This is a genomic window from Serratia sp. CY56464, assembly GCF_052168435.1.
Classification (GTDB): domain Bacteria; phylum Pseudomonadota; class Gammaproteobacteria; order Enterobacterales; family Enterobacteriaceae; genus Serratia; species Serratia marcescens.
Window position 1 is genome coordinate 23,282 of the sequence record NZ_JBJNMV010000008.1, and the last position, 25,877, is coordinate 49,158.

A 25,877-nucleotide genomic window follows, 5' to 3' on the forward strand; every position below is an offset into this window, starting at 1 on the left:
TTACCTCGTTGCCGCCGCCTGGAAAGCGCGTTCCAGATCGGCAATCAAATCTTCACTGTCTTCAATACCCACGGAAATGCGCAGCAGGCTCTCGGAGATGCCGGCCGCTGCCCGCGCCTCCGCCGCCATGCCGGCGTGAGTCATGGTCGCTGCATGCGAGATCAGGCTTTCTACGCCGCCCAACGATTCTGCCAGAGTAAACAGCTCAAGGGCAGAGAGAAAACGGCGCAGCACCGCTTCATCGCCGTCCAGTTCAAAACTCAGCATCGCGCCGAAACCGCGCTGCTGACGGCGGGCGATCTCATGCCCCGGATTCTCCGGCAGGGAGGGATGATACAGCTTTTTCACCAGCGGTTGCTGCTGTAAATAGTCAACAATCGCTTCAGCATTTTGTTGCGCCGCCTTGATGCGCGGCGACAGCGTGCGCATGCCGCGCAGCAACAGATAACTGTCGAACGCGCCGCCGGTCACGCCAATGTTGTTCGCCCACCAGGCCAGCTCGACCGCCAGCTCGGGATCTTTGGCAATCACCGCCCCGGCCACCACGTCCGAATGCCCGTTCAGGTATTTGGTGCAAGAATGGACCACCAGATCGGCACCGAGTTCGATCGGCTGTTGCAGGGCCGGGCTGAGGAAGGTGTTGTCCACCACCGTCAACGCGCCCGCCGCATGCGCGGCAGCGCAGATCGCCGCGATGTCCACCACCCGCAGCAGCGGATTGCTGGGGCTTTCTATCAGCACCAGCTTCGGCTTTTGCGCCAGCGCCTGCTGCAGGGCTTCTTCATTACCCTGATCGACGAACAGCACGCGATAGGCGCCGCGCTTGCTCAGGCTGTCGAACAGCCGATAGCTGCCGCCGTAGCAGTCGTGCGGCGCCACCAGCAGATCGCCGGGCTTCAACAACACGGTGGTCACCAGATGGATCGCCGACATCCCGCTGCCGGTCATCACCGCGCCGGCGCCGCCTTCCAGCTCCGCCAACGCGCGCTGCACCACGTCGCGCGTCGGGTTGCCGCGTCGCGAGTAGTCATGGGCCCGGGGTTGGTTGAAGTCGGTAAAGTTATAGGTGCTGGAAAGATGAATCGGCGGGACAACGCAGCCGTACTGTTCGTCGTCGTTCAGGCCGCTGCGTACGGCAATCGTGGCTGGTTTACGCGTCATGGGCTCGCTCGGCTCTCGGTTCGGTGGATGAGGCCTAAAGAGTAATCGCAGGATTGATAGACGTCAATACATCTGGACATCTAAACTTCTTTGCGTATAGATTGAGCAATGACACAATACCCGCTAAAATTATGCCGATATGACATGACGATAAGATGTTAAGCGGCAATGCCTGGCCGAAGCGGGGCATTCAGTGACCCTGGTCGCGTAAAATTGACATTTATTTAGTGAGAACAGTGAAGATCGGGCATAATTGGCCGGTTTTTAGAATTTTGTAATTTTTCTGACAAAGTTAAGGTGTCCCATGGCTGAGTGGAACGGCGAGTATGTCAGCCCTTACGCTGAACACGGTAAAAAAAGCGAGCAAGTCAAAAAGATCACGGTATCCATTCCGCTGAAGGTCCTGAAAATCCTCACCGACGAACGGACCCGTCGCCAGGTGAACAACCTGCGCCACGCCACCAACAGCGAACTTCTGTGCGAAGCGTTTCTGCATGCCTTTACCGGCCAGCCGCTGCCGAACGATGAAGACCTGCGCAAAGAGCGCAGCGATGAAATCCCGGAAGCCGCAAAAGCGTTGATGCGCGAACTGGGTGTCGATCCCGATACCTGGGAATATTGAGAACCGCCCGGCGAACGCCGGCGGCAGAAAAGAAAAAAGGCGCCCAGGGCGCCTTTTTCATCGGTCGATAAGAAATCTTATTTCTTAGCGCCTGGTACGCTGAAACGCTTGTTGAAGCGGTCAACGCGGCCACCGGTAGCAACGTCACGCTGCTTGCCAGTGTAGAACGGGTGGCATGCGCCACAAACGTCCAGGTTCAGATCGTGGCCCACGGTGGAGCGGATCTTCATCACGTTACCGCAAGAGCAGTTAGCAGTAACTTCTTCGTATTTTGGGTGGATACCTTGTTTCATGGGAAACCTCAGTTAAGGCCGTGTCGCTATCCAGCCCTGTTTCGCCAGACACCACACGTGGTTGATAATAGAATTTTGGTATCGAATTATACCAAAGGCGGCAAATTATACAGCATTAGTCGGGGCGCGCAATCGGAACCGTACATTTGCCGATGCGCCGTGTAAACTGATGCCCACTTTTTTTCAATTTGGATGAGATCATGCCCGTCGTACACGTTGCTTTGCCGGTCCCCCTCGCCCGCACCTTCGACTATCTGCTGCCGCCCGGCATGCAGCCGGTGGCCGGCGCGCGCGTGGGCGTGCCCTGGGGCAGGCAGCATGCAATCGGCATCGTCACCGGCTGCAGCGACACCAGCGAACTGCCGCTGGACAAGCTCAAGCCGATCGACAGCGTGATCGACACCGAGTCGCTGTTCTCTCCCAGCCTGTGGCGCATCCTGCGCTGGGCCAGCGATTACTATCACTACCCCATCGGTGAAGTGCTGTTCCATGCGCTGCCGATCCTGCTGCGCCAAGGCAAACCGGCCGAGGCCGCGCCGCTGTGGCAGTGGTTCGCCACCGAAGAGGGGCGCGCCACCCCGCCCGAAAGCCTGAAACGCGCGCCGAAACAGCAGCAGGCGCTGGCGGCGCTGCTGCAACGCCCGGTCTATCGCCATCAGGTCAGCCAGCTTGAGCTGACGGAAAGCGCTCTGCAGGCGCTGCGCGCCAAAGGGCTGATCGACCTGCGCGCTCAGGTCGCGGCCACCCAGGACTGGCGCCCCAACTTCGCGGTGCTGGGCGAGCGGCTGCGGCTGAATACCGAACAGGCCACCGCCGTCGGGGCGATCAGAAGCGAGGATGAGCAGTTTGCCGCCTGGCTGCTGGCCGGGGTCACCGGCTCCGGCAAGACCGAGGTGTATCTCAGCGTGCTGGAGAACGTGTTGGCCAAAGGCCGGCAGGCGCTGGTGCTGGTGCCGGAAATCGGCCTGACGCCGCAAACCATCGCCCGCTTTCGCGAGCGCTTCAACGCGCCGGTGGACGTGCTGCACTCCGGGCTGAACGACAGCGAACGGCTGGCGGTTTGGCTGCGCGCGCGCAGCGGCGAAGCCGCCATCGTCATCGGCACCCGCTCGGCGCTGTTCACGCCGTTCCGGCAGTTGGGCGTAATCATCATCGACGAAGAGCACGACAGCTCTTATAAACAGCAGGAAGGCTGGCGCTACCATGCCCGCGATCTGGCGGTGTTCCGCGCCCGGGAAGAAGACATCCCGATGGTGATGGGCTCCGCCACGCCGGCACTGGAAACGCTGCACAACGTGCAACTGGGCAAATATCGCCAGTTGAAGCTCACCCAGCGCGCGGGCAACGCCAAACCGGCGGCGCAGCATCTGATCGATCTGAAAGGGCTGCCGCTGAAGGTCGGCCTGTCGCAACCGCTTTTGAAAAGCATGCAGCACCATTTAAAAGCCGGCAACCAGGTGATGCTGTTCCTCAACCGCCGCGGTTACGCTCCGGCGCTGCTGTGCCACGAGTGCGGTTGGATCGCCGAGTGCCAGCGCTGCGATCACTACTACACCTTCCACCAGCATCAGCGCCAGCTGCGCTGCCACCACTGCGACAGCCAGCGACCGGTGCCGCACCAGTGCCCGCAGTGCGGCTCCACCCACCTGGTATCGGTCGGCGTCGGCACCGAACAGCTGGAACAGGAGCTGGCGCCGCTGTTCCCCGACACGCCGATCACCCGCATCGATCGCGACACCACCAGCCGCAAAGGGGCGCTGGAGCAACACCTGGCGGATATTCATCGCGGCGAAGCGCGCATTCTGATCGGCACGCAGATGCTCGCCAAAGGCCACCATTTTCCCGACGTCACGCTGGTGGCGTTGCTGGACGTGGACGGCGCGTTGTTCTCCGCCGACTTCCGCTCCGCCGAGCGTTTCGCTCAGCTGTATACCCAGGTCTCCGGCCGGGCGGGCCGAGCGGGCAAACAGGGTGAAGTGCTGCTGCAAACCCACCATCCGGAGCACCCGCTGCTGCAGGTGCTGCTGCAACAGGGTTACGACGCCTTCGCCAAACAGACGCTGGCGGAGCGCAACAGCGTGTTTCTGCCGCCTTACACCAGCCACATCATCGTGCGCGCCGAAGATCACGACAACCAGCAGGCCCCGTTGTTCTTGCAGCAGCTGCGCAATCTGTTGGAAGCCAGCCCGCTGAAGGACGACTCGCTGTGGGTGATGGGCCCGGTGCCGGCGCTGCAATCAAAACGCGGCGGCCGTTTCCGCTGGCAGCTGCTGCTGCAGCACCCGACGCGGCGCGTCCTGCAACAGCTGATGAAAAGCTCGCTGCCGCTGATCGGCACCCTGCCGCAAACGCGCAAGGTGAAATGGACGCTGGATGTCGATCCGATCGACAGCTGATCCCGGAAAAGTCCGATTTAGCTGCCGCAGTGCAAACGTTTACCCTTGAAATTGCGAGCGAACGCTAAAAAACCTTCTCAGGTCACATTTTTTATGCAAATTAGGTAACAAAGGCGGGGCGTATTCTGTTTAGAATGTCTGCGAGGGCAAATTTTGTCGCCACATCGCAGCGCGACGGAGTGCCCGAACGCGAGTGGCGCTCAATGACAACAATCCCGCCACCGCATGCCGGACATTGTGAGCAAACAGCAGTAGTGGCGTCGGCATGGGGCTGACGCAAGGAGAAAGGCGTTGGAACACAAGAAAGAGTTATCCATGGCGACCATGAAAGACGTCGCCGAAATGGCGGGCGTTTCAACGGCTACCGTATCGCGTGCGCTGATGAACCCGGAAAAGGTGTCAACGCCAACGCGCCAGAAAGTGGAACAGGCCGTGCTGGCCGTGGGTTATTCTCCTCATGCTCTGTCACGCAATATCAAACGCAACGAATCCCGCACCATCCTGGTGATCGTGCCCGACATCTGCGATCCGTTTTTCGCCGATGTGATCCAGGGGATCGAACAGACCGCGGCCCAACAAGGTTATCTGGTGCTGATCGGCGACTGCGCGCAGCAAAATCAGCAAGAGCGCACCTTCGTCAATCTGATCATCACCAAACAGATCGACGGCATGCTGCTGCTGGGCTCCAACCTGCCGTTTGACGCCAGCAAGGAAGAGCAGCGCAACCTGCCGCCGATGGTGATGGCCAACGAGTTTGCCCCCGAGCTGGAACTGCCGACGGTGCACATCGATAACCTGACCGCCGCCTTTGAAGCCGTGCATTATTTGCATCAATTGGGCCACCGGCAGATCGCCTGCGTCGCCGGGCCGGAACAGATGCCGCTGAGCCATTATCGGCTGCAGGGTTACGTTCAAGCGCTACGTCGTAATGGCATTACCGTCGAAAGCAGCTATATTACCCGGGGTGATTTTACCTACGAAGCCGGCGCGCAAGCGCTGACGGCGCTGATGGCTCAGCCGAAACCGCCGACGGCGGTGTTCTGCCACAGCGACGTCATGGCTATCGGCGTGCTGTCCCAGGCGAAGAAAATGGGGCTGCGGGTACCGCAGGATCTGTCGATCGTCGGCTTTGACGACCTCAAGCTGGCGCAGTATTGCGATCCGCCACTGACCACGGTGGCGCAGCCGCGTTTCCAGATAGGCCAACAGGCGATGTTATTGCTGTTGGAGCAGTTGAACGGCCAGACGGTGGCCAGCGGCTCCCGGCTATTGGACAGTGAATTGATTATCAGAGGCAGCACCGCTGCCCCGAAACGCTAGTCAAATATTTTAGGGTTCAGTAACATGACGGACTTATCCTCTCATCAGGACACAGCGGAATAATAGTGGCACAAAAAGACTATGTAAGCCGTGGGCGCGCAGCAGGAGCTAAGCGTAAAACCCCCAGCCGTAAAAAACGCAGTTCTCCGAAGGTTTCCAAAACCGTGCTGGCGTTAGCCGCCGCGTTGCTGGTTGTCTTTGTCGGTGGCCTCTATTTCATTACGCACAACAAGCCGGAAGACGCGCCGTTGTTGCCTGCGCACACCACGCGCCCAGGCAACGGCCTGCCGCCGAAGCCGGAAGAGCGTTGGCGCTACATCAAAGAGCTGGAAAACCGGCAGATCGGCGTGCAAACCCCGACCGAACCGACGGCCGGCGGCGAGCTCAATTCCAAAACTCAGTTGACCGCCGAACAGCGGCAGTTGCTGGAACAAATGCAGGCCGACATGCAGCAGCGCCCGACGCAGTTGAACGAAGTGCCGTATAACGATCCGGGCCAGGCCAACGCGCGCAGCAACCGCCAGCAGCAACAGATGCAACAACAGCAAATGCAGCAGCAGCCGGTACAGCAACAGCAGCAGGTTACCCAGGCGCCGCGCAACCCATTCAACAACGGGGCCGCCACCGCGCCGGTGCAGCAGCACCAGCAGCCGAAGCCGGTCACCTCACCGCCGGTGCAGGTGAAACAGCCTGAGCCGAAGCCGCAACCGAAGCCGGAGCCGAAACCGGAAGTGAAACAGGACACGGCCAAGCAGGACACCAAGCCGGAATCGAAACAGAAGTGGATGGTGCAATGCGGTTCGTTCCGCGCCACCGATCAGGCTGAATCCGTGCGCGCGCGCCTGGCGTTCGAAGGCATCGAGAGCCGCATCACCGCCGGCGGCGGTTGGAATCGCGTGGTGCTCGGCCCCTACAGCAGCCGCGCCGCAGCGGATAAAACCCTTTCACGCCTGAAGGGCGTCGGCATGTCGAGTTGCATTCCCCTCTCCGTTGGGGGTTGAAAAGCGTCAATCCCCCCCCATCTATACTCTCAATATGCCTCGTAGCGTCTGCGAAAGCAGGCGCTGCGGGGACTTCTTTCCGTCTTTAACGAGGGTCTGCTCGTGACAACAATTGTAAGCGTACGCCGCAACGGCCAGGTCGTCATCGGTGGTGATGGCCAGGCAACCCTGGGTAATACGGTGATGAAGGGTAACGTCAAGAAAGTGCGTCGCCTGTATAACGACAAAGTGATCGCCGGTTTCGCCGGTGGCACCGCTGACGCCTTCACGCTGTTTGAACTGTTTGAACGCAAACTGGAAATGCATCAGGGCCACCTGGTGAAAGCCGCCGTCGAACTGGCGAAAGACTGGCGCACCGACCGCATGCTGCGCAAGCTCGAAGCGCTGCTGGCGGTCGCCGATGAAACCGCCTCGCTGATCATCACCGGCAACGGCGATGTGGTGCAGCCGGAAAACGATCTGATCGCCATCGGCTCCGGCGGCCCGTACGCCCAGGCCGCCGCCCGCGCCATGTTGGAAAATACCGAGCTGAGCGCCCGCGACATCGTTGAGAAATCCCTCAACATCGCCGGCGACATCTGTATTTACACCAACCATTTCCACACCATTGAAGAATTGCCTTCCAAAGCGTAAGGATCGAATACCATGTCTGAAATGACCCCGCGCGAGATCGTCAGCGAACTGGACAGCTATATCATTGGCCAAAACAAGGCCAAACGCGCTGTCGCCATTGCCCTGCGCAACCGCTGGCGCCGGATGCAGCTCAACGAGATGCTGCGTCACGAAGTGACCCCGAAAAACATTCTGATGATCGGCCCGACCGGCGTCGGTAAAACCGAAATCGCCCGTCGTCTGGCGAAGCTGGCCAACGCGCCGTTCATCAAGGTTGAAGCCACCAAGTTCACCGAAGTGGGCTATGTGGGCAAAGAAGTGGACTCCATCATCCGCGATCTGACCGATGCCGCCATCAAAATGGTGCGCATGCAGTCGATCGAGAAAAACCGCACCCGCGCCGAAGAGTTGGCCGAAGAGCGCATTCTCGACGTGCTGATCCCGCCGGCCAAGAACAACTGGGGCCAGCCGGAAGAAAATCAGGAACCGTCCGCCGCCCGCCAGGCATTCCGCAAGAAACTGCGCGAAGGCCAACTGGATGACAAAGAGATCGAAATCGATCTGGCCGCCGCGCCGATGGGCGTGGAAATCATGGCACCTCCGGGCATGGAAGAGATGACCAACCAGCTGCAGTCGATGTTCCAGAACCTCGGCGGCCAAAAGCAAAAACCACGCAAGCTGAAGATCAAAGAAGCCTTCAAGCTGCTGGTGGAAGAAGAAGCCGCCAAGCTGGTAAACCCGGAAGAACTGAAAGAGCAGGCGATCGAAGCGGTTGAGCAGCACGGCATCGTGTTTATCGATGAGATCGACAAAATCTGTAAGCGCGGCGGCCAAAGCTCCGGCCCGGACGTTTCCCGCGAAGGCGTACAGCGCGATCTGCTGCCGCTGGTGGAAGGCTGCACCGTGTCCACCAAGCACGGTATGGTGAAGACAGACCACATCCTGTTCATCGCCTCCGGCGCGTTCCAGACCGCCAATCCGTCGGATCTGATCCCGGAACTGCAGGGCCGTCTGCCGATCCGCGTTGAGCTGCAGGCGCTGACCACCGAAGATTTCGAGCGCATCCTGACCGAGCCGAGCGCGTCGCTGACCGAACAGTACAAAGCGCTGATGGGCACCGAAGGCGTCAATATCGAGTTCACCGCCGACGGCATCCGCCGCATCGCCGAAGCCGCGTGGCAGGTCAACGAAAGCACCGAGAACATCGGCGCGCGTCGTCTGCACACCGTGCTGGAGCGTCTGATGGAAGATATTTCCTACGATGCGAGTGAAATTAATGGCCAATCCATTACAATTGATGCGGATTACGTGCGCAGTCATCTGGATGAACTGGTGGCGGATGAAGATTTGAGTCGTTTTATCCTATAATCGCTCAATCATTGTCTTGTCAGTCATCTGTGTGGGAGGCATTGCCTCCCACTATTATTTCTAACGGACACAGAAGCGAAACATGAGCTCATCAACCCCCACCACCCCGATCTCCGCCTGGCTGGAAAGTCTACGCCCCCGCACCCTGCCGCTGGCCTTTGCCTCCATTGTGGTCGGCTCGGCAATCGCCGCCTGGCACGGCAGCCTGAAACCTGAAGTGGCGCTGCTGGCGCTGTTGACCGCCGGCCTGCTGCAGATCCTCTCCAACCTGGCGAACGACTACGGCGATGCGGTCAAAGGCAGCGACAAAGAAGATCGCATCGGGCCATTGCGCGGCATGCAGAAAGGCATGATCACCCAGGCGCAGATGAAACGGGCACTGGTGGTGACGGTAGTGCTGATCGCCCTCGCCGGCTGTTCGCTGATCGCCGTCGCCTGCGAGCAACCCAGCGACGTGGTGGGCTTTCTGGTGCTGGGCGGGCTGTCTATCGTGGCAGCCATCACCTATACCGTCGGCAACAAGCCCTACGGATATTTGGGGTTGGGCGACATCTCGGTACTGGTGTTCTTCGGCTGGCTGAGCGTGGCCGGCACCTACTATCTGCAAACGCACACCTTCGACAGCGTGGTGATGCTGCCTGCCACCGCCTGCGGCCTGCTGGCGACGGCGGTGCTCAACATCAACAATCTGCGCGATATCGAGAGCGATCGCGAAAACGGCAAGAACACGCTGGCGGTGCGTCTCGGCCCGCACAAGGCGCGCATTTACCATGCCCTGCTGCTCGGCGGCGCAGTGCTGTGTTTCGCGCTGTTTACGCTGTTCAACCTGCACAGCCCGTGGGGTTGGCTGTTCGTGTTGGCGATCCCGCTGCTGACGCGCCACGGCCTGCGCGTGCTGCGCGATCCGACGCCGGTCGGCATGCGGCCGATGCTGGAACACATGGTCAAAGCGGCGTTGCTGGCCAACCTGCTGTTCGCCATCGGCGTGGCGCTCAGTTAAAAACTGATGATTTTGCCAACAGGGCGAATAAAGGGATATACTGAACATTCCAGCGGCAAACAGACGTAAAATCCTATGAAATACGATACTTCCGAACTTTGCGACATCTATCATGAAGAGGTGAACGTTGTTGAACCTCTGTTCTCCAATTTTGGCGGGCGTACTTCATTTGGCGGGCAGATCACCACGGTGAAATGCTTCGAGGATAACGGCCTGTTGTTCGATCTGCTTGAAGAAAACGGCCGCGGCCGCGTGCTGTTGGTCGACGGCGGCGGTTCGGTACGCCGGGCGCTGATCAACGCCGAACTGGCACGCTTGGCCGCCCAGAACGAATGGGAAGGCATCGTGGTGTACGGCGCGGTGCGCCAGGTGGACGATCTGGAAGAACTCGACATCGGCATTCAGGCGATGGCGGCGATCCCGGCGGGTGCCGTGAGCGAAGGCGTGGGCGAAAGCGATATCCGCGTCAACTTCGGTGGCGTCACCTTCTTCTCCGGCGACCACCTGTATGCCGACAACACCGGTATCATCCTCTCCGAGGACCCGCTCGACATCGAGTGATTTCCGGTCATGAAAAAGGGCGCCTGAGGCGCCCTTTTCGTTGCTGCATGGCGTGAGGATCAGACCTCTTCCATTTTGCCCAGCAGCGCGCGCAGGCGATCTTGCCATACGTGCTGTTCTTCTTTCAGCTGTTGGTTTTCGCGCACCAACGCTTCGTGGTTGCCGGAGGCAGCCTGAACTTCCTGCGACAGAGAGTTGTTTTTGTCTTTCAGCTCTTCAATTTCCATCTGCAACAAGGTGATGGTATCAATCGCCTGCTGTACTTTTGCTTCCAGTTTCTCAAATACTTCAAATGACATGCTTCAGTCCCCTCATGATAGCAAGGCGTACATCTATAAGTAGCGGCCGCAACATCGGCTGCAGCTACTGCGAATATTGCATCGCGCTCAGTGACGCGCGCCGTTACGAAAGGCGCGCCGGTCTCGATTCGTTAAAAACGATTGTAAGTAGCCAGTCTCCGCCTGTCTAGCAACATACCGGATCATCGCGCAGTCTGTTGCAATTTTCCTGCCCCCGCCATCAGCAAAAACTGAAAATCCCCATCGCCGCCGCCGCGAGTTGTTAACAACCCTCAGCAAACCACTGGTCAGATCACACTTTTATGGCTCAGAAAGAACACTAAACGACGCGAAATCGCTCAATTTTATGACGCGCCACACACATTTTGATTTCGCTATTTCTCGTTTATGTTCGTTAACGATAAATTTACATCACGTCCTTATTCAATAATTGGACGAGATGAAAAAAACTGTGCCCATAGGCCAGATCTCTACCCAACTGAGCCTATAAACCAACAACCGCCGTTTTGCAGGACAACAACATTATGAGCCAAACCACCAGTCCGACATTAAAAGGCCAGTGCATCGCCGAGTTCCTCGGCACGGCGCTGCTGATCTTCTTTGGCGTAGGCTGCGTTGCCGCGCTGAAACTGGCGGGCGCCAGCTTCGGCCAGTGGGAAATCAGCATCATTTGGGGCCTGGGCGTCGCCATGGCCATCTATCTGACCGCCGCCATTTCCGGTGCGCATCTCAACCCGGCGGTCACCCTCGCACTGTGGCTGTTCGCCTGCTTCGACGGGCGCAAAGTGGTGCCTTACATCATTGCGCAGGTCGCCGGCGCCTTCTGCGCAGCGGCCTTGGTCTACGGGCTGTACTACAACCTGTTCTTCGACTTCGAAGCGGCCCACCACATGGTGCGCGGCAGCAACGAAAGCCTCGAACTGGCCGGCATCTTCTCGACTTACCCTAACGCGCACATCTCCGTCGGTCAGGCCTTCCTGGTAGAAATGGTGATCGCTGCAATCCTGATGTGCCTGATCCTGGCGCTGACCGACGACGGCAACGGCATTCCGCGCGGCCCGCTGGCGCCGCTGCTGATCGGTATTCTGATTGCCGTGATCGGCGCCTCCATGGGACCATTGACCGGCTTTGCGTTGAACCCGGCGCGTGACTTCGGGCCGAAACTGTTCGCCTACCTGGCCGGCTGGGGCAAAGTCGCCTTCACCGGCGCACGCGATATCCCGTACTTCCTGGTGCCGATCTTCGCCCCTATCGTCGGCTGTGGCCTGGGCGCTTTCGGTTACCGCGCGCTGATTGGCCGCCACCTGCCGTGCGACGTCTGCGTGACGGAGGAAGAGCCCGACGCCAAGACCCAGCAGCGTAAAGCATGATGGGTGCAGTTTTAAACGGTTAACAACAGCAGGATAATTACCATGACTGTAGAAAAAAAATACATTGTCGCACTCGACCAAGGGACCACCAGCTCACGCGCCGTCGTGCTCGATCACGACGCCAACATCGTTGCGGTATCGCAGCGCGAATTCCCGCAGATCTATCCAAAGGCCGGCTGGGTTGAGCACGACCCGATGGAGATCTGGGCGTCGCAAAGTTCGACGCTGGTAGAAGTGCTGGCGAAAGCCGACATCAATTCCGATCAGATCGCCGGCATCGGCATCACCAACCAGCGCGAAACCACCATCGTCTGGGAAAAAGAGACCGGCAAGCCGATTTACAACGCCATCGTTTGGCAGTGCCGCCGCACCGCCGACATCTGCGAGAAGCTCAAGCGCGACGGCCTGGAAGAGTACATCCGTCACAACACCGGCCTGGTGGTTGACCCGTACTTCTCCGGCACCAAGGTGAAATGGATCCTGGACAACGTCGAAGGCGCCCGCGAGCGCGCCAAACGCGGCGAACTGCTGTTCGGCACCGTCGACACCTGGCTGGTGTGGAAGATGACCCAGGGCCGCGTACACGTCACCGATTACACTAACGCCTCACGCACCATGATGTTCAACATCCACGAGCTGGACTGGGACGAACGCATGCTGGAAGTGCTGGACATTCCGCGCGCTATGCTGCCGAAAGTCCGTCCTTCCTCCGAGGTATACGGCCAGACCAACATCGGCGGCAAGGGCGGCACGCGTATTCCTATCGCCGGTATCGCCGGTGACCAGCAGGCGGCGCTGTACGGCCAGCTGTGCGTTCAACCGGGCATGGCGAAGAACACCTACGGCACCGGCTGCTTCCTGCTGATGAACACCGGCAAAGAAGCGGTACGGTCGAAAAACGGTCTGCTGACCACCATCGCCTGCGGCCCGCGCGGTGAAGTGAACTATGCGCTGGAAGGCGCGGTGTTCATCGGCGGCGCGTCTATCCAGTGGCTGCGCGACGAGCTGAAACTGATCAGCGACGCCGCCGACTCCGAATACTTCGCCACCAAGGTGAAAGACAGCAACGGCGTCTATGTGGTGCCGGCCTTCACCGGCCTGGGTGCGCCTTACTGGGATCCGTATGCTCGCGGCGCCATTTTCGGCCTGACCCGCGGCGCCAACAGCAACCACATCATCCGCGCCACGCTGGAATCCATCGCCTTCCAGACCCGTGACGTGCTGGACGCCATGCAGGCCGACGCCAACACCCGCCTGCAATCGCTGCGCGTGGACGGCGGCGCGGTCGCCAACAACTTCCTGATGCAGTTCCAATCCGATATTCTCGGCACCCGCGTAGAACGCCCTGAAGTGCGTGAATCGACGGCGCTGGGCGCGGCGTTCCTGGCGGGCCTGGCCATCGGCTACTGGAACGATCTGGATGAAGTGAAGAGCAAAGCGGTGGTTGAGCGTGAATTCCGCCCAAGCATCGAAACCACCGAACGCAACTACCGCTACAGCGGCTGGAAAAAAGCGGTGGCTCGCGCTCAGGCATGGGAAGATCACGAGTAATTCCGAAGTTGCCGTTTCGCCAACAAGCGCTGCCTGCGGGCGGCGCTTTTTTTTGCCCCGCCCTGCCGCCACCGCGCTGTGATAGACTTTGTCGATATTTTCTTCCCTTTCTCACAGACAGGTTTGCCATGAAACGTGAATTAGCCATCGAATTCTCCCGCGTTACCGAAGCCGCCGCGCTGGCGGGCTACAAATGGCTGGGGCGCGGCGACAAGAACGCCGCCGACGGCGCGGCGGTCCACGCCATGCGCATCATGCTCAACAAAGTGGATATCGATGGGCGCATTGTGATCGGCGAAGGCGAGATCGACGAAGCGCCGATGTTATATATCGGCGAGCAGGTCGGTACCGGCCAAGGCGACGCGGTCGACATCGCGGTCGATCCGATCGAAGGCACCCGCATGACCGCCATGGGCCAGTCCAACGCGCTGGCGGTATTGGCGGTGGGCGATCGCGGCACCTTCCTGCACGCGCCGGACATGTACATGGAGAAGCTGGTAGTCGGCCCGGCGGCGCGCGGCGCCATCGATCTCAACCGGCCGCTGGCGGAGAACCTGCAGAACGTCGCCGAACGACTGGGCAAACCGCTGTCGCAGCTGACGGTGATCGTATTGGCCAAACCGCGCCACGACGGCGTCATCGCGCAGATGCAACAGTTGGGCGTGCGAGTATTCGCCATTCCTGACGGCGACGTGGCGGCCTCCATTCTCACCTGCATGCCCGAAAGCGAGGTCGATGTGATGTACGGCATCGGCGGCGCGCCGGAAGGGGTGATCTCAGCCGCGGTGATCCGCGCGCTGGACGGCGACATGCAGGCGCGTTTGCTGCCGCGTCATGAGGTGAAAGGCGACAACGCCGAAAACCGCCGCATCGGCGAACAAGAGTTGGCCCGCTGCCGGGAGATGGGTATCGAAGCCGGCCAGGCGCTGCGTCTGGATCAGATGGCGCGCAACGACAACGTGATCTTCTCCGCCACCGGCATCACCAAGGGCGATTTGCTGGAAGGCATCAGCCGCCAGGGCAACATGGCCACCACCGAAACGTTGCTGATCCGCGGCAAGTCGCGCACCATCCGCCGTATCCGTTCGACCCACTATCTGGATCGCAAAGACCCGGCGCTGCACGAGTTTCTGCTGTAACGAAACAGGGCGCCGAATGGCGCCCTGTCGTTATGCGGTATGTCCTTGATGCTGCATACGATTGGACAGCGGCCACCAGCACAGCAGGATCAGCAGCGCCATCGCGAACATCAGCAAGCCGAGGCTGAACTGCCCGGTTTGCGGCAGCATGGCGGAAAGCCAGGTCGCCAGACCGGACCCCATGTTCTGCATGCCGCCCACCAATGCGCCCGCCGCGCCGGCCAGGTAAGGGAACGGCTCCATCGCCCCGGTGGTCGCCAGCGGGAACAGCATGCCGGCGCCGAAGAAGAACAATGCGGCCGGCACGATCAGCGTCCAGATGTTCATCACGCCGAACCAGCCCGGGATCCACATCATCGCCCCCGCCAGCAGGCAGCTAATCACCGAATGCCACATCAGCGTGTGGAAGGTCTTGCCGTCGCGCCCGGCGTACCAGGCGCCGAAAAACGCCGCCGGGATCGGCAGAATGAACAGGATGCTGACGGTCAGCCCACTCAGTCCCAACACGCCGCCCATCAACACGCCGCAGCTGGCCTCGAATACCGCAATCCCCGCCAGCGCGCCGATCAGCATCACCAGATAGCAGCTGAAGGTGCTGTCACCCAGCAGCTGGCGGAAACTGGCCAGCATGCGACGTTTTTCCGTTTGCACCGGACGGGTTTCCGGCAGCCAGCGGAACATGGCGAAGGCGACGCAGGCGCACAGCCCCAGCAGGAAGGCGTAGCAGGCGCGCCAGCCGAACACCATCGCCAATGCGCCGCCGATCACCGGCGCCAGCAGCGGGCTGACCAAAATCCCCATGTTCAACAGGCTGTTGGCGTAGCGCAGTGCGGTGCCGGCATACAGATCGCGCGGCATGGTGCGCGCCATCACGCCCGCCACGCCGGTGCCCATGCCCTGAATCGCGCTGGCGGCAACCAGCATCGTCAGGTTGGTGGACAGCAGTGCGCCCAGCGCACCGACCAGGAAGATCATCATGCCGGTCAGGATCACCGGGCGACGCCCGATACGATCCGATATCGGCCCGTAAATCAGCTGGGAGAAACCGTAGGTCAGCAGATACGCCGCCATCACCCGTTGCACAGCGCCGGTGCGAACCGACAGATCGTGGGCGATATCAGCAATCACGGGAACATAAATGGTTTGCGCCATCTGGCCGACGGCGACCAACAGGATAAGCATCACCAGCAGGTGAAAATTCTCTAGTTTTCTCATTATCTTCGTTAACGTTTCAACTCGTCACAGCGTCCCGGTATGGCCGTTGCAGCAGCCAGAACGGCGAGCAGCCCTCTATGGCGGCATAAGCTAATCAAATCTGATTTTTTTAGCGAGTTTCAGACAAATATTGATCCAGGTCACACTGGCAGCAAACCCGACCAGGCTCGTAAATTAAACTGTACGTCTAACGCTTTGGGGGTAAAAATTAGCGCGTTTGCAGTAGCTGCGCTTTAGCATTTAATCGATAATTATTTTCATCAACTTGAAATAAAATAACACCATAGGGATTTGGTTCATGAAAACACCTGAGCTGATTTTATTGCAGTTAAAGGCTCTCGGCCCGCACTCGGCCAAAATGCTGGCGGAGCGTCTGGACATCACGCCGATGGGCATCCGACAACATCTGCAATCCCTGGAAAAACGTGAGTTGGTTTGTTACGAAGAAGCGCGCAGCAAGGTCGGCCGCCCGACGCGCTACTGGTCGCTGACAGCGCGAGGGCACGCTTTTGCGGCCGCCGATCAGGAACGGCTGCGGGCATCCGCGCTGCGGCTGTTTGGCGGCGCCGGCGTGGAACCGTTGCTGAGCGCGCGCGAAGAGCAGCTTTATCTGCGTTATGCCGAAGAGCTGTCCGCCGAGCGCAGCCACCAAGAGCGGTTAGCCCGATTGGTGCGTCTGCGGCAACATGACGGTTACATGGCCGAATTGCTCGATCATCCGCACGGTGCGCTGTTGGTGGAAAACCACTGTCCGATCGGCGTGGCCGGTTCCAACTGCAGCAGCCTGTGCAATTCCGAGCTGCAGCTGTTTCACCGCCTGTTCGGCAACGACTACCGGATAGAGCGCACCACGCACGCCATTTCCGGCTCACGACATTGTGCTTATTTGATTCGACCACGGGAGCTTTAGAGTATGGCTGAATGGGTAAACGGCAAGGTTACGCAGGTAAAACAATGGACCGACGGGCTGTTCAGCCTGGTGGTCAATGCCCCCATCGATCCTTTCACCGCCGGGCAATTCGCCAAACTGGCGCTGGAGATCGACGGCGAACGAGTGCAACGCGCTTACTCCTACGTCAATGCCCCCGATGACGCCAACCTGGAGTTCTATCTGGTGACGGTGCCGGAAGGCAAACTGAGCCCACGCCTCAATCAGCTGCGGCCAGGGTCGGATGTCATGGTGACCAAAGAAGCGGCCGGCTTCTTCGTGCTGGATGAGGTGCCCGACTGCGACACGCTGTGGATGCTGGCGACCGGCACCGCCATCGGCCCCTATTTATCGATTCTGCAGCAAGGCGTCGGCCTGGAACGCTTTAACAACCTGGTGCTGGTGCACGCCGCGCGTTTTGCGCGCGATCTGAGCTACCTGCCGCTGATGCAGCAATTGCAGCAACGCTACAACGGCAAGCTGCGCATCCAGACCGTCGTCAGCCGCGAAGAAACGCCCGGTTCACTGACCGGCCGCGTGCCGGCGCTGATCGAGGACGGCCGGCTGGAAGCGGCGATCGGCTTGACCATCGACGCCGAAACCAGCCACGTGATGCTGTGCGGCAACCCGCAGATGGTGCGGGACACCCAGCAAACGCTGAAAGACCATCGCCAGATGCGCAAACACCTGCGCCGCAAACCGGGCCACATCACCAGCGAACACTACTGGTAACCCAAAGGGGATCAGCGGAACTTCACCGGTTCGGCTTCCGGGCCGAACCGATTGTCTCCCGGCGTGCCGACGAAGGCGCCCAGATCGATCATCATCATCACGATAATCAGCGTCGGGATGAAACGCCCGACGCCCCATTGCCAGATCGGCGCCAGCATTTGCCAGTTGCCCGCCGCCAGCATCCACGCCAGGATCAGCAGCAGCGCCCACCAGCCAGCCTTGTTGCGATCGTGCAGACGTTTGACCAGCACCGCCGCCGTCGGCCACAGCAGCGCCACGATAAAGAAGGCGATGGATTGGATGGCGATCAATTGATAATTGGCCAGCGTAAACGCCGCCGCCATCAGCACCAGCCACAGCCCCATCCAGATCCAGAAGTCGCGCCGCCCGATGCGGCCCTTAAAAGAAAAACACCACTGTTGTAACGTCATCGATTCCTGCGCTCTAAGCCTGCCCATATTCTGCGCCGCAGTGTAACATAGGCGCTGCCGGGCCGAGTTTTCCGCCTTGCATAACGCGGTGCGCCGCACAGCTTTCTCGTCAGCGAACCGATAATGGCGCGGGATCTTTGACAAGGCCCGCGAGTTATCGCTTTAATCGGAGCCATCTTTGTCCTTGATGCCATACGCCATGCTGAGAAAAACCCTCGTCATTGCCTGTCTGTTGCAGGCCGCCGCCAGCGCCTGGGCCAATCCGCCGCCCGCCGATGCAACGCCCGCCGCACCTTACCTGCTGGCCGGCGCGCCGACGTTCGATCTGACGGTGGTCAAATTCCGCGAAAAATACAATCGCGACAACCCGAAGCTGCCGATTGGCGAATTCCGCGCCATTCCCGCTGCCGAAGACGATTCGCCGCTGCTGACGCGCGCCGCCAGCAAACTCAACGAAAACCTGTACGCCTCCACCGCACTGGAGAAAGGTACCGGTAAAATCAAAACGTTGCAGATCACACATCTGCCGCTGCAGCAGGCCAATGAAGAAAAAGCCGCGCGCGCCATCGCCATCAACTACATGGCGGCGCTGATGCGTCAGTTCGAACCGGCGCTGACGGTGGAACAGAGTCAGAACAAGGTGAACAGCCTGCTGGAAAAAGGCAAAGGATCGCGCTTTTACCAACAGCAGGTCGGCGCCATTCGCTATGTCGTCTCGGACAACGGTGATAAAGGCGTAACCTTCGCGGTTGAACCGATTAAGCTGGCGCTTTCCGAGCCGTAACGGCGCGGCATTTAATGACGAAAAGCAAAGCCTTCGCGCTTAATGATCTCTATACTGTTGGGCAGGTAAACTGCCGGTCCGGCAGTTGTCATTTCGACTCTCGCGTTCCCTAGTTGGAGGAAAAAACATGCGTCATCCATTAGTTATGGGTAACTGGAAGCTTAACGGCAGCACTCACATGGTCAACGAACTGATCGCCGGTCTGCGCAATGAGCTGAGCAGCGTTGACGGCTGTGGCGTCGCCATCGCCCCGCCGGTGATGTATCTGGATCAGGCCAAGCACGCGCTGGCCGGCAGCCGCATCGCGCTGGGCGCGCAGAACGTGGACGTTAACCTGTCCGGCGCCTTCACCGGTGAAGTTTCCGCCAACATGCTGAAAGACGTCGGCGCCCAGTACATCATCATCGGCCACTCCGAGCGTCGCACCTACCACAAAGAAAGCGACGAAGTCATCGCCGAGAAATTCGCCGTGCTGAAAGAAGCCGGCCTGATCCCGGTGCTGTGCATCGGTGAAACCGAAGCGGAAAACGCCGCGGGCAAAACTGAAGAAGTGTGCGCGCGCCAGATCGACGCCGTGCTGAAAACGCTGGGCGCACCGGCGATGAAAGGCACCGTGATCGCCTATGAGCCGGTCTGGGCCATCGGTACCGGCAAATCCGCCACCCCTGCGCAGGCGCAGGCCGTGCACAAATTTATCCGCGATCACATCGCCAAGCACGATGCCGCGGTTGCCGCTGAAATCATCATCCAGTACGGCGGTTCGGTGAACGACAAGAACGCCGCAGAGCTGTTCTCCCAGCCGGACATCGATGGCGCGCTGGTTGGCGGCGCCTCGCTGAAAGCCGACGCTTTCGCCGTGATCGTCAAAGCCGCCGCAGCAGCGAAAAAAGCCTGATTGCCCTAGGCTTGCCATAAAAAAACCCCGGCTTGCCGGGGTTTTTTATTGCCGCTTAAACGGCATCAACGTTTGCTGATTTCGTCGAATACGCCGCCGGTGGCGAAGTGCACCTTCTGCGCTTCGGTCCAGCCGCCGAAAGTGTCATCCACGGTGAACAACTTCAGCTGCGGGAACTGCCCGGCGAACTTGGCCGCCACCGCCGCATCGCGCGGGCGATAATAGTTCTGCGCCGCAATAGTCTGCCCTTCCGGTGAATACAGATACTTCAAGTAGGCGGTCGCCACCTCGCGGGTACCGCGTTTATCGACCACCTTATCCACCACCGACACCGTCGGTTCGGCCAGGATTGATTCGCTCGGCGTAATAATCTCGAACTTGTCTTTGCCCAGCTCTTTCTCCGCCAGCAGCGCTTCGTTTTCCCAGGCGATCAACACGTCGCCGATGCCGCGCTCAACGAAGGTGTTGGTCGAGCCGCGCGCGCCGGAATCCAGCACCTCAACGTTCTTGTACAGGTTTTTGACGAAGTCCTGCGCCTTGGCCTTATCGTTGTTATTGTGATGCAACGCGTAGCCCCAGGCGGCCAGGTAGTTCCAGCGGGCGCCGCCGGAAGTTTTCGGATTCGGAGTGATCACCGACACGCCCGGCTTGATTAAATCAGGCCAGTCATGAATCTGTTTCGGGTTGCCTTTGCGCACTAGGAAGACGATGGTCGAGGTGTAAGGCGCCGAGTTGTCCGGCAGGCGTTTGATCCAGTCTTTCTCGATGCGGCCGCGTTCGGCGATAGCGTCGACGTCATAGGCCAGCGCCAGCGTCACCACGTCAGCCTCGATGCCGTTGATCACCGAGGTCGCCTGTTTGCCGGAACCGCCGTGCGACTGGCGCACCGTCACCTTGTCGCCGGTTTCCGCCTGGTAGTGCTTGCTGAACGCCGTGTTGTAAGCCTGATAGAACTCACGCGTCGGATCGTATGACACGTTCAGCAACTGAATATCCTTCGCCATGGCGCCGGACGCCAACAGCACCAATGTCAGACCTACACCCCATTTACGCATCGACAGGCTCTCCCAGAAAATTAAGCGCAACCTCAATCGGTTGATTTAGCATCAGAGCCTGCCAGAAACTTTCCCGGCAACTAAAGAATAAAAAATTTTGGGATAGATGATTCTGGAATATGTCACCGGCGAGCATAAAAAAGCCCCCGGGAGCGGAGGCTTTTTTGTCGTGCGGTGAGCGGCGTATCAGTACAGCTTTTTCGCCGTTTCCAGCCAGTCGCCCTTGAACGGACGCTTCATGTTTTCGATCGCGTCGATGATGTCGTGGTGCACCATTTTTTCGTTCTGGATACCGACGCAGCGGCCGCCGTACCCCTGCAGCAGCAGTTCGATGGCGTAGGCGCCCATGCGCGAGGCCAGGATGCGGTCATAGGCGACCGGCGAACCGCCGCGCTGAATGTGGCCCAGCACGGTGGCGCGGGTTTCACGCTTGGTTTCCTGCTCAATGTGGCGCGCCAGCTCATCGATGTCGCAGATGTGCTCGGTGATCGCCACGATGGCGTGTTTTTTGCCTTTGGCGATACCGGCCTTGATTTCGCACACCAGATCTTCGCGGTTGAATTCGATTTCAGGCAGCACGATGAACTCGCAGCCGCCGGCAATCGCCGCCGCCAGCGTCAGATCGCCGCAGTAACGGCCCATCACTTCCACGATAGAGATACGCTGGTGCGACGAGGAGGTATCGCGCAGGCGGTCGATCGCTTCCACCACGGTTTCCAGCGCGGTGAAGTAACCGATGGTGTAGTCGGTACCGGCGACATCGTTATCGATGGTGCCCGGCAGACCGATGCACGGGAAGCCTTCTTCCGTCAGGCGTTTGGCGCCCATGTAGGAACCGTCGCCGCCGATCACCACCAGCGCGTCGATGCCGCGATTCTTCAGGTTTTCAATCGCCTTGGCGCGCACGTTTTCATCCCTGAATTCCGGGAAGCGGGCCGAGCCGAGGAAGGTGCCGCCGCGGTTGATCATGTCGGACACGCTATAACGGTCCAGCTGCTCCATGCGATCTTCGTACAAGCCAAGGTAGCCATCGTAAATACCAAAAACTTCCAGACCTTCTGAAAGCGCAGAACGCACAACGCCGCGGATTGCAGCGTTCATACCCGGCGAATCACCGCCGCTCGTCAGTACACCGATTTTCTTGATCATGACTACCTCTGAACTGTGTAGATGCAATTTCTTAAGAATTCTGTCTCCGCCGATCGTCTTGAAACCTCTCCGGCTGCAGAAAACCAGCTTTATGGCTTATTGCTGGATATTATATCAAAAACACCCAGCTGAATTGATTCAAGTCACGCAATATAACGGTTAAAACACCGCATGGCACGCTGAGCTAACTCAGATATTCATGATAATACTTCGATCTGTGCCTCTATCTGATTATAGCTCCCAATGCCCCTGCCTACCCGGCGGCACCACGGAGCATGGATCCAGGTGAATGATGACGTCCGCCCCCGCAAAACGGTGCCGCAACGCCTGTTCCACCTGATCGGCCAACCGATGCGCCTCGCGCAGCGGCAGCGTGTCGTCCATCTCAAGATGCAGTTGGATAAAACGCGTCGGCCCTGACTGCCGCGTGCGCAGATCGTGCGCGCCTTTCACCCCGGGCCAGGAGGAAACCACGGCGATAATCGCCTGGTGCTCGTCATCCGGCAACGCCCGATCCAACAGCGACTGCACCGCTTCGTAGCCCATGCGCAGCGCGCTATACAGGATGTAAACGCCGATGCCCAGCGCAAACAGCGCATCCGCCCGCTGGAAGCCGTACCAGCTTAGCCCAAGAGCGATAAGAATAGCACCATTCATCATGACATCTGACTGATAATGCAGCATATCTGCGCGCACGGCCTGGCTGCGCGTTTTTCTGACCACCCAGCGTTGATAGGTGACCAGCATCAGGGTGCTGACTAACGCGATCACCGTCACGACGACCCCAACGCCGGGATCGCGCAGCGTTTGCGGCGCATACAGATGCTGGAAGCCGGTGAGAAACAGAAACAGGGCGGAACCGGAAATAAACATGCTTTGCGCCAGCGCCGCCAGCGACTCCGCTTTGCCGTGGCCGAAGGTGTGCTCGGCATCGGCCGGCTGCAGCGAATAGCGCACCACCAGAAGGTTGGTCAGCGATGCCGCGATATCGACCAGCGAATCCACCAGCGCCGCCAGCAGACTGACAGAACCGGTGTGGTACCAGGCGACGATTTTGATCAACAACAGCGACGACGCCAGCGCGGTAGCGGCCAACGCAGCGGACTTTACCAGGCGTGCATAGCGCTGTTCCATTGAGGGATCCCGGTCAAAAGGTATGGCGCTCAATATAGCGAAATGTCGGATAAAAAAAACCCCGCCATCATGGCGGGGAAGACAGGGATGGTGTCTATGGCAAGGAAAAACAGGGGACTACTCAGTCGTACTTCACTTCTGGGCAGAAGCTTGCTGCAAACCAGAAATTTGCTGCTCCATCTGCTGCATGCGCTGCTGATGTTTCTGGTCTAAAACACTTTTTTGCTCTGGCGTCAGCAGGTTATACATTTGGTTGCGCACCCGAGCCATTTCGACCTGGCGCTTGACCTGCTGTTGGGCCATCTTTTCCGCCTGGGCATACACGGCGGCTTCGTCAAATTTCTCTGCGGTCACCAGTTTATGCATGGCTTCCATTTCAGCTACATTGACACCAGGCAGATCGTGCCGGGCCTGGCGCATCAAATCGCGCATTTGCTGGCGCTGCTGTTCGCTGAGGCTGACACCGTCGAACATATGGTGCTGGCCGGGTACTCGGGTCATCGCGTCGTTGCCGGGAGGTTGAGCTGTGTCCGGTATAGTGTCGGCAGCGAAGGCAGCGGTCGAACCAATTGCCAGCAGTGATGCCATAACTAATGCGGTCACCTTACGCATTTCAACTCCTCAAGCTTTCTCACTTTGCGAATCAACGAGGAGCAGTGTACCGCCACACCTGAAAACCTGCGTCAGTGCATGTAAAACTACGTAAAGTCATGGAATGGCAACAGTTGATGACGTATTTTGCGTCTGGAGGTAAATCATAATGAACAAGATTCTGTTAGTTGACGACGACCGCGAGTTGACCTCGCTGTTAAAAGAACTGCTTGAAATGGAAGGTTTTAATATCGTCGTCGCGCACGATGGCGAGCAGGCGTTGTCGCTGCTGGACAGCTCCGTCGATCTGCTGCTGCTCGACATCATGATGCCGAAGAAAAACGGCATCGATACGTTGAAAGAACTGCGCCAACATCACCAGACGCCGGTCATCATGCTGACCGCGCGCGGCAGCGAACTGGACCGCGTGTTGGGCCTGGAGCTGGGCGCCGATGATTACCTGCCGAAACCCTTCAACGATCGCGAACTGGTCGCGCGCATTCGCGCCATTCTGCGCCGTTCCAACTGGAGCGAACAGCAGCAGCAGGTCGACAGCGGCGCCCCGACGCTGGATGTCGATGGCCTGCAGCTGAACCCCGGCCGCCAGGAGGCCAGCTTCGACGGCCAGGTGCTGGATCTGACCGGCACCGAGTTCACCCTGCTGTATCTGCTGGCGCAGCATCTCGGCCAGGTGGTATCGCGCGAACTGCTGAGCCAGGAAGTGCTGGGCAAACGCCTGACCCCGTTCGATCGCGCCATCGACATGCATATCTCCAACCTGCGGCGTAAGCTGCCGGATCGCAAAGACGGGCATCCGTGGTTCAAAACCCTGCGCGGGCGTGGTTATTTGATGGTATCTGCAACATGATCAACAGTTTGACGGCACGCATCTTCGCCATTTTCTGGTTCACGTTAGCCCTGGTGCTAATGCTGGTGCTGATGGTGCCCAAGCTCGACTCCCGCCAGATGACCTCATTGCTCGACAGCGAGCAGCGGCAGGGGTTGATGCTGGAACAGCACGTCGAGGCCGAGTTGCAAAACGATCCGGCCAACGATCTGATGTGGTGGCGCCGCCTGTTCCGCGCCATCGACAAATGGGCGCCGCCGGGCCAGCGCCTGCTGCTGGTCACCAGCGAAGGCCGGGTGATCGGCGCGCAGCGCAACGAAATGCAGATCGTCCGCAACTTCATCGGCCAATCCGACAACTCCGATCATCCCAAGAAGAAAAAGTACGGCCGCGTCGAGCTGGTCGGGCCGTTCGCGGTGCGCGACGGCGAAGACAACTACCAGCTGTACCTGATCCGTCCCGCCAACAGCCCGCAATCCGATTTCATCAACCTGATGTTCGACCGGCCGCTGCTGCTGCTGATCGTCACCATGCTGATCAGCGCCCCGCTGCTGCTGTGGCTGGCCTGGAGCCTGGCGAAACCGGCACGCAAGCTGAAGAACGCCGCCGATGACGTGGCGCGCGGCAACCTGAAGCAGCATCCGGAACTGGAGGCCGGACCGCAGGAGTTCCTGGCCACCGGCGCCAGCTTCAACCAGATGGTCAGCGCGCTGGAACGCATGATGAACGCCCAGCAACGGTTGATCTCGGACATCTCGCACGAGCTGCGCACGCCGCTGACTCGCCTGCAGCTGGCCACCGCGCTGATGCGCCGCCGCCACGGCGAAGGCCACGAGCTGGCGCGCATCGAAACCGAAGCGCAACGGCTGGATTCGATGATCAACGATCTGCTGGCGCTGTCGCGCGGGCAGCAAAAGGGCGAGCTGGCGCGCGAGCAGTTGAAGGCCAACGAACTGTGGGCCGACGTGCTGGATAACGCCCGTTTCGAAGCCGAACAGATGGGCAAACAGTTGGAGATCGCTGCGCCGCCCGGCCCGTGGACGCTGTTCGGCAACGCGAGCGCGCTGGACAGCGCGTTGGAAAACATCGTGCGCAACGCCCTGCGGTATTCACACACCCGCATTGCCGTGGCGTTCAGCGCCGACAATCAGGGCGTGACCATCCAGGTTGACGACGACGGCCCGGGCGTCAGCGCCGAAGATCGCGAGCAGATCTTCCGTCCGTTCTACCGCACCGATGAGGCGCGCGACCGTGAGTCCGGCGGCACCGGCCTTGGCCTGGCTATCGTCGAGGCGGCGGTCAATCAGCATCGCGGCTGGGTGAAGGCCGAAGACAGCCCGCTTGGCGGTCTGCGGCTGGTGCTGTGGCTGCCGCTGCATCATCAACGCCTATCGTCTAAGACAGAACAGTAAGAGTTTGCTAT

At 59.6% G+C, this 25,877-nt stretch carries 26 protein-coding genes; 17 read left to right on the forward strand and 9 right to left on the reverse strand.

The features are described 5' to 3' along the window. The gene (gene metB / locus ACJ8KE_RS22640; protein WP_015379413.1) at positions 1-1,161 is read right to left on the reverse strand and encodes a cystathionine gamma-synthase; all 1,161 of its coding nucleotides are present in this window, start codon (positions 1,159-1,161) and stop codon (positions 1-3) included. A 304-nt stretch (positions 1,162-1,465) separates the two neighbouring features. Between metB and metJ the strand changes: the two genes are divergently transcribed. Then, a complete protein-coding gene (gene metJ, locus ACJ8KE_RS22645) occupies positions 1,466-1,783 on the forward strand; it encodes a met regulon transcriptional regulator MetJ (RefSeq protein ID WP_004931076.1) in 318 nt (105 codons plus the stop codon). Between the two features lie 77 nt (positions 1,784-1,860). Here metJ and rpmE read toward each other — a convergent pair whose 3' ends face one another. Continuing rightward, positions 1,861-2,076: a 50S ribosomal protein L31 gene (gene rpmE / locus ACJ8KE_RS22650; protein ID WP_004931078.1), complete on the reverse strand. Its 216-nt coding sequence runs from the start codon at positions 2,074-2,076 to the stop codon at positions 1,861-1,863. Between the two features lie 200 nt (positions 2,077-2,276). On the opposite strand from rpmE, the gene priA reads away from it, so the two are divergent. From priA to rraA, 7 genes are all read left to right on the forward strand, one after another. Further along, positions 2,277-4,472 (forward strand): primosomal protein N', encoded by a 2,196-nt coding sequence (priA, locus tag ACJ8KE_RS22655; RefSeq protein ID WP_004931080.1) that lies wholly within the window; start codon positions 2,277-2,279, stop codon positions 4,470-4,472. 291 nt (positions 4,473-4,763) lie between these two features. Next, positions 4,764-5,792 carry a DNA-binding transcriptional regulator CytR gene (cytR, locus tag ACJ8KE_RS22660; protein ID WP_004931082.1) on the forward strand — a complete coding sequence of 343 codons (1,029 nt, stop codon included), beginning with the start codon at positions 4,764-4,766 and terminating at the stop codon, positions 5,790-5,792. Positions 5,793-5,857: 65 nt separating this feature from the next. Beyond that, positions 5,858-6,793 carry a cell division protein FtsN gene (ftsN, locus tag ACJ8KE_RS22665; protein WP_049299574.1) on the forward strand — a complete coding sequence of 312 codons (936 nt, stop codon included), beginning with the start codon at positions 5,858-5,860 and terminating at the stop codon, positions 6,791-6,793. 102 nt (positions 6,794-6,895) lie between these two features. Further along, on the forward strand, positions 6,896-7,426 hold the full coding sequence (gene hslV, locus ACJ8KE_RS22670; RefSeq protein WP_004931085.1) for an ATP-dependent protease subunit HslV: 531 nt from the start codon (positions 6,896-6,898) through the stop codon (positions 7,424-7,426). A gap of 12 nt (positions 7,427-7,438) precedes the next feature. Further along, the gene (hslU, locus tag ACJ8KE_RS22675) at positions 7,439-8,773 is read left to right on the forward strand and encodes an HslU--HslV peptidase ATPase subunit (protein ID WP_004931086.1); all 1,335 of its coding nucleotides are present in this window, start codon (positions 7,439-7,441) and stop codon (positions 8,771-8,773) included. An 82-nt stretch (positions 8,774-8,855) separates the two neighbouring features. Further along, on the forward strand, positions 8,856-9,773 hold the full coding sequence (locus ACJ8KE_RS22680; RefSeq protein WP_016929715.1) for a 1,4-dihydroxy-2-naphthoate polyprenyltransferase: 918 nt from the start codon (positions 8,856-8,858) through the stop codon (positions 9,771-9,773). A gap of 75 nt (positions 9,774-9,848) precedes the next feature. Next, complete coding sequence (rraA, locus tag ACJ8KE_RS22685; protein ID WP_004931090.1) at positions 9,849-10,334, forward strand: ribonuclease E activity regulator RraA; 486 nt, start codon at positions 9,849-9,851, stop codon at positions 10,332-10,334. A 59-nt stretch (positions 10,335-10,393) separates the two neighbouring features. Here the strand turns inward: rraA and zapB are convergent, their stop codons facing one another. Beyond that, positions 10,394-10,633, reverse strand: coding sequence for a septal ring assembly protein ZapB (zapB, locus tag ACJ8KE_RS22690; protein WP_004931092.1), 240 nt, complete (start codon positions 10,631-10,633; stop codon positions 10,394-10,396). A gap of 524 nt (positions 10,634-11,157) precedes the next feature. Here zapB and ACJ8KE_RS22695 point away from each other — a divergent pair. From ACJ8KE_RS22695 to glpX, 3 genes are all read left to right on the forward strand, one after another. Further along, positions 11,158-12,003, forward strand: a complete 846-nt coding sequence (locus ACJ8KE_RS22695; protein WP_015379417.1) for an MIP/aquaporin family protein — start codon at positions 11,158-11,160, stop codon at positions 12,001-12,003. A 42-nt stretch (positions 12,004-12,045) separates the two neighbouring features. After that, positions 12,046-13,554, forward strand: coding sequence for a glycerol kinase GlpK (gene glpK, locus ACJ8KE_RS22700; RefSeq protein ID WP_004931097.1), 1,509 nt, complete (start codon positions 12,046-12,048; stop codon positions 13,552-13,554). Positions 13,555-13,682: 128 nt separating this feature from the next. Beyond that, positions 13,683-14,693 (forward strand): class II fructose-bisphosphatase, encoded by a 1,011-nt coding sequence (glpX, locus tag ACJ8KE_RS22705; RefSeq protein WP_079450585.1) that lies wholly within the window; start codon positions 13,683-13,685, stop codon positions 14,691-14,693. 30 nt (positions 14,694-14,723) lie between these two features. Here glpX and emrD read toward each other — a convergent pair whose 3' ends face one another. Further along, positions 14,724-15,908: a multidrug efflux MFS transporter EmrD gene (emrD, locus tag ACJ8KE_RS22710; RefSeq protein WP_028128087.1), complete on the reverse strand. Its 1,185-nt coding sequence runs from the start codon at positions 15,906-15,908 to the stop codon at positions 14,724-14,726. 298 nt (positions 15,909-16,206) lie between these two features. Between emrD and ACJ8KE_RS22715 the strand changes: the two genes are divergently transcribed. Beyond that, on the forward strand, positions 16,207-16,818 hold the full coding sequence (locus tag ACJ8KE_RS22715) for a helix-turn-helix transcriptional regulator (protein WP_016929711.1): 612 nt from the start codon (positions 16,207-16,209) through the stop codon (positions 16,816-16,818). Between the two features lie 3 nt (positions 16,819-16,821). Then, positions 16,822-17,568, forward strand: coding sequence for a ferredoxin--NADP(+) reductase (gene fpr, locus ACJ8KE_RS22720; RefSeq protein ID WP_004931107.1), 747 nt, complete (start codon positions 16,822-16,824; stop codon positions 17,566-17,568). An 11-nt stretch (positions 17,569-17,579) separates the two neighbouring features. Here fpr and ACJ8KE_RS22725 read toward each other — a convergent pair whose 3' ends face one another. Then, positions 17,580-17,999 (reverse strand): DUF805 domain-containing protein, encoded by a 420-nt coding sequence (locus ACJ8KE_RS22725; RefSeq protein WP_016929710.1) that lies wholly within the window; start codon positions 17,997-17,999, stop codon positions 17,580-17,582. A gap of 199 nt (positions 18,000-18,198) precedes the next feature. Here ACJ8KE_RS22725 and ACJ8KE_RS22730 point away from each other — a divergent pair, with 199 nt between their 5' ends. Together ACJ8KE_RS22730 and tpiA are read left to right on the forward strand one after the other, a co-directional pair. Next, entirely contained in the window at positions 18,199-18,783 is a 585-nt protein-coding gene (locus tag ACJ8KE_RS22730) for a DUF1454 family protein (RefSeq protein ID WP_117287588.1), read from the forward strand. Between the two features lie 127 nt (positions 18,784-18,910). Next, positions 18,911-19,678 (forward strand): triose-phosphate isomerase, encoded by a 768-nt coding sequence (gene tpiA, locus ACJ8KE_RS22735; protein ID WP_004931113.1) that lies wholly within the window; start codon positions 18,911-18,913, stop codon positions 19,676-19,678. 65 nt (positions 19,679-19,743) lie between these two features. On the opposite strand, the gene ACJ8KE_RS22740 is transcribed toward tpiA, so the two are convergent. The 4 genes from ACJ8KE_RS22740 to cpxP all read right to left on the reverse strand — a co-directional run bounded on the left by ACJ8KE_RS22740 (position 19,744) and on the right by cpxP (position 23,628). After that, the gene (locus ACJ8KE_RS22740; protein ID WP_028128085.1) at positions 19,744-20,733 is read right to left on the reverse strand and encodes a sulfate ABC transporter substrate-binding protein; all 990 of its coding nucleotides are present in this window, start codon (positions 20,731-20,733) and stop codon (positions 19,744-19,746) included. A 186-nt stretch (positions 20,734-20,919) separates the two neighbouring features. Next, entirely contained in the window at positions 20,920-21,882 is a 963-nt protein-coding gene (gene pfkA / locus ACJ8KE_RS22745; protein ID WP_004931116.1) for a 6-phosphofructokinase, read from the reverse strand. Positions 21,883-22,113: 231 nt separating this feature from the next. Beyond that, the gene (gene fieF, locus ACJ8KE_RS22750) at positions 22,114-23,016 is read right to left on the reverse strand and encodes a CDF family cation-efflux transporter FieF (protein ID WP_016929706.1); all 903 of its coding nucleotides are present in this window, start codon (positions 23,014-23,016) and stop codon (positions 22,114-22,116) included. 132 nt (positions 23,017-23,148) lie between these two features. Continuing rightward, positions 23,149-23,628: a cell-envelope stress modulator CpxP gene (gene cpxP, locus ACJ8KE_RS22755; protein WP_016929705.1), complete on the reverse strand. Its 480-nt coding sequence runs from the start codon at positions 23,626-23,628 to the stop codon at positions 23,149-23,151. 148 nt (positions 23,629-23,776) lie between these two features. Between cpxP and cpxR the strand changes: the two genes are divergently transcribed. Together cpxR and cpxA are read left to right on the forward strand one after the other, a co-directional pair. Continuing rightward, positions 23,777-24,475, forward strand: a complete 699-nt coding sequence (gene cpxR, locus ACJ8KE_RS22760) for an envelope stress response regulator transcription factor CpxR (RefSeq protein ID WP_004931124.1) — start codon at positions 23,777-23,779, stop codon at positions 24,473-24,475. Next, positions 24,472-25,866, forward strand: coding sequence for an envelope stress sensor histidine kinase CpxA (cpxA, locus tag ACJ8KE_RS22765; protein WP_015379421.1), 1,395 nt, complete (start codon positions 24,472-24,474; stop codon positions 25,864-25,866). The genes cpxR and cpxA overlap by 4 nt, the downstream gene beginning before the upstream one ends. Positions 25,867-25,877: the final 11 nt, after the last annotated feature.

Bases quoted from the DNA above. Each gene is read 5' to 3' on its own strand.
- metB (WP_015379413.1), bottom strand. From the start codon at position 1,161: ATGACGCGTAAACCAGCCACGATTGCCGTACGCAGCGGCCTGAACGAC.
- metJ (WP_004931076.1), top strand. From the start codon at position 1,466: ATGGCTGAGTGGAACGGCGAGTATGTCAGCCCTTACGCTGAACACGGT.
- rpmE (WP_004931078.1), bottom strand. From the start codon at position 2,076: ATGAAACAAGGTATCCACCCAAAATACGAAGAAGTTACTGCTAACTGC.
- priA (WP_004931080.1), top strand. From the start codon at position 2,277: ATGCCCGTCGTACACGTTGCTTTGCCGGTCCCCCTCGCCCGCACCTTC.
- hslU (WP_004931086.1), top strand. From the start codon at position 7,439: ATGTCTGAAATGACCCCGCGCGAGATCGTCAGCGAACTGGACAGCTAT.
- ACJ8KE_RS22680 (WP_016929715.1), top strand. From the start codon at position 8,856: ATGAGCTCATCAACCCCCACCACCCCGATCTCCGCCTGGCTGGAAAGT.
- rraA (WP_004931090.1), top strand. From the start codon at position 9,849: ATGAAATACGATACTTCCGAACTTTGCGACATCTATCATGAAGAGGTG.
- zapB (WP_004931092.1), bottom strand. From the start codon at position 10,633: ATGTCATTTGAAGTATTTGAGAAACTGGAAGCAAAAGTACAGCAGGCG.
- ACJ8KE_RS22695 (WP_015379417.1), top strand. From the start codon at position 11,158: ATGAGCCAAACCACCAGTCCGACATTAAAAGGCCAGTGCATCGCCGAG.
- glpK (WP_004931097.1), top strand. From the start codon at position 12,046: ATGACTGTAGAAAAAAAATACATTGTCGCACTCGACCAAGGGACCACC.
- glpX (WP_079450585.1), top strand. From the start codon at position 13,683: ATGAAACGTGAATTAGCCATCGAATTCTCCCGCGTTACCGAAGCCGCC.
- emrD (WP_028128087.1), bottom strand. From the start codon at position 15,908: ATGAGAAAACTAGAGAATTTTCACCTGCTGGTGATGCTTATCCTGTTG.
- ACJ8KE_RS22715 (WP_016929711.1), top strand. From the start codon at position 16,207: ATGAAAACACCTGAGCTGATTTTATTGCAGTTAAAGGCTCTCGGCCCG.
- fpr (WP_004931107.1), top strand. From the start codon at position 16,822: ATGGCTGAATGGGTAAACGGCAAGGTTACGCAGGTAAAACAATGGACC.
- ACJ8KE_RS22725 (WP_016929710.1), bottom strand. From the start codon at position 17,999: ATGACGTTACAACAGTGGTGTTTTTCTTTTAAGGGCCGCATCGGGCGG.
- ACJ8KE_RS22730 (WP_117287588.1), top strand. From the start codon at position 18,199: ATGCTGAGAAAAACCCTCGTCATTGCCTGTCTGTTGCAGGCCGCCGCC.
- tpiA (WP_004931113.1), top strand. From the start codon at position 18,911: ATGCGTCATCCATTAGTTATGGGTAACTGGAAGCTTAACGGCAGCACT.
- ACJ8KE_RS22740 (WP_028128085.1), bottom strand. From the start codon at position 20,733: ATGCGTAAATGGGGTGTAGGTCTGACATTGGTGCTGTTGGCGTCCGGC.
- pfkA (WP_004931116.1), bottom strand. From the start codon at position 21,882: ATGATCAAGAAAATCGGTGTACTGACGAGCGGCGGTGATTCGCCGGGT.
- fieF (WP_016929706.1), bottom strand. From the start codon at position 23,016: ATGGAACAGCGCTATGCACGCCTGGTAAAGTCCGCTGCGTTGGCCGCT.
- cpxP (WP_016929705.1), bottom strand. From the start codon at position 23,628: ATGCGTAAGGTGACCGCATTAGTTATGGCATCACTGCTGGCAATTGGT.
- cpxR (WP_004931124.1), top strand. From the start codon at position 23,777: ATGAACAAGATTCTGTTAGTTGACGACGACCGCGAGTTGACCTCGCTG.
- cpxA (WP_015379421.1), top strand. From the start codon at position 24,472: ATGATCAACAGTTTGACGGCACGCATCTTCGCCATTTTCTGGTTCACG.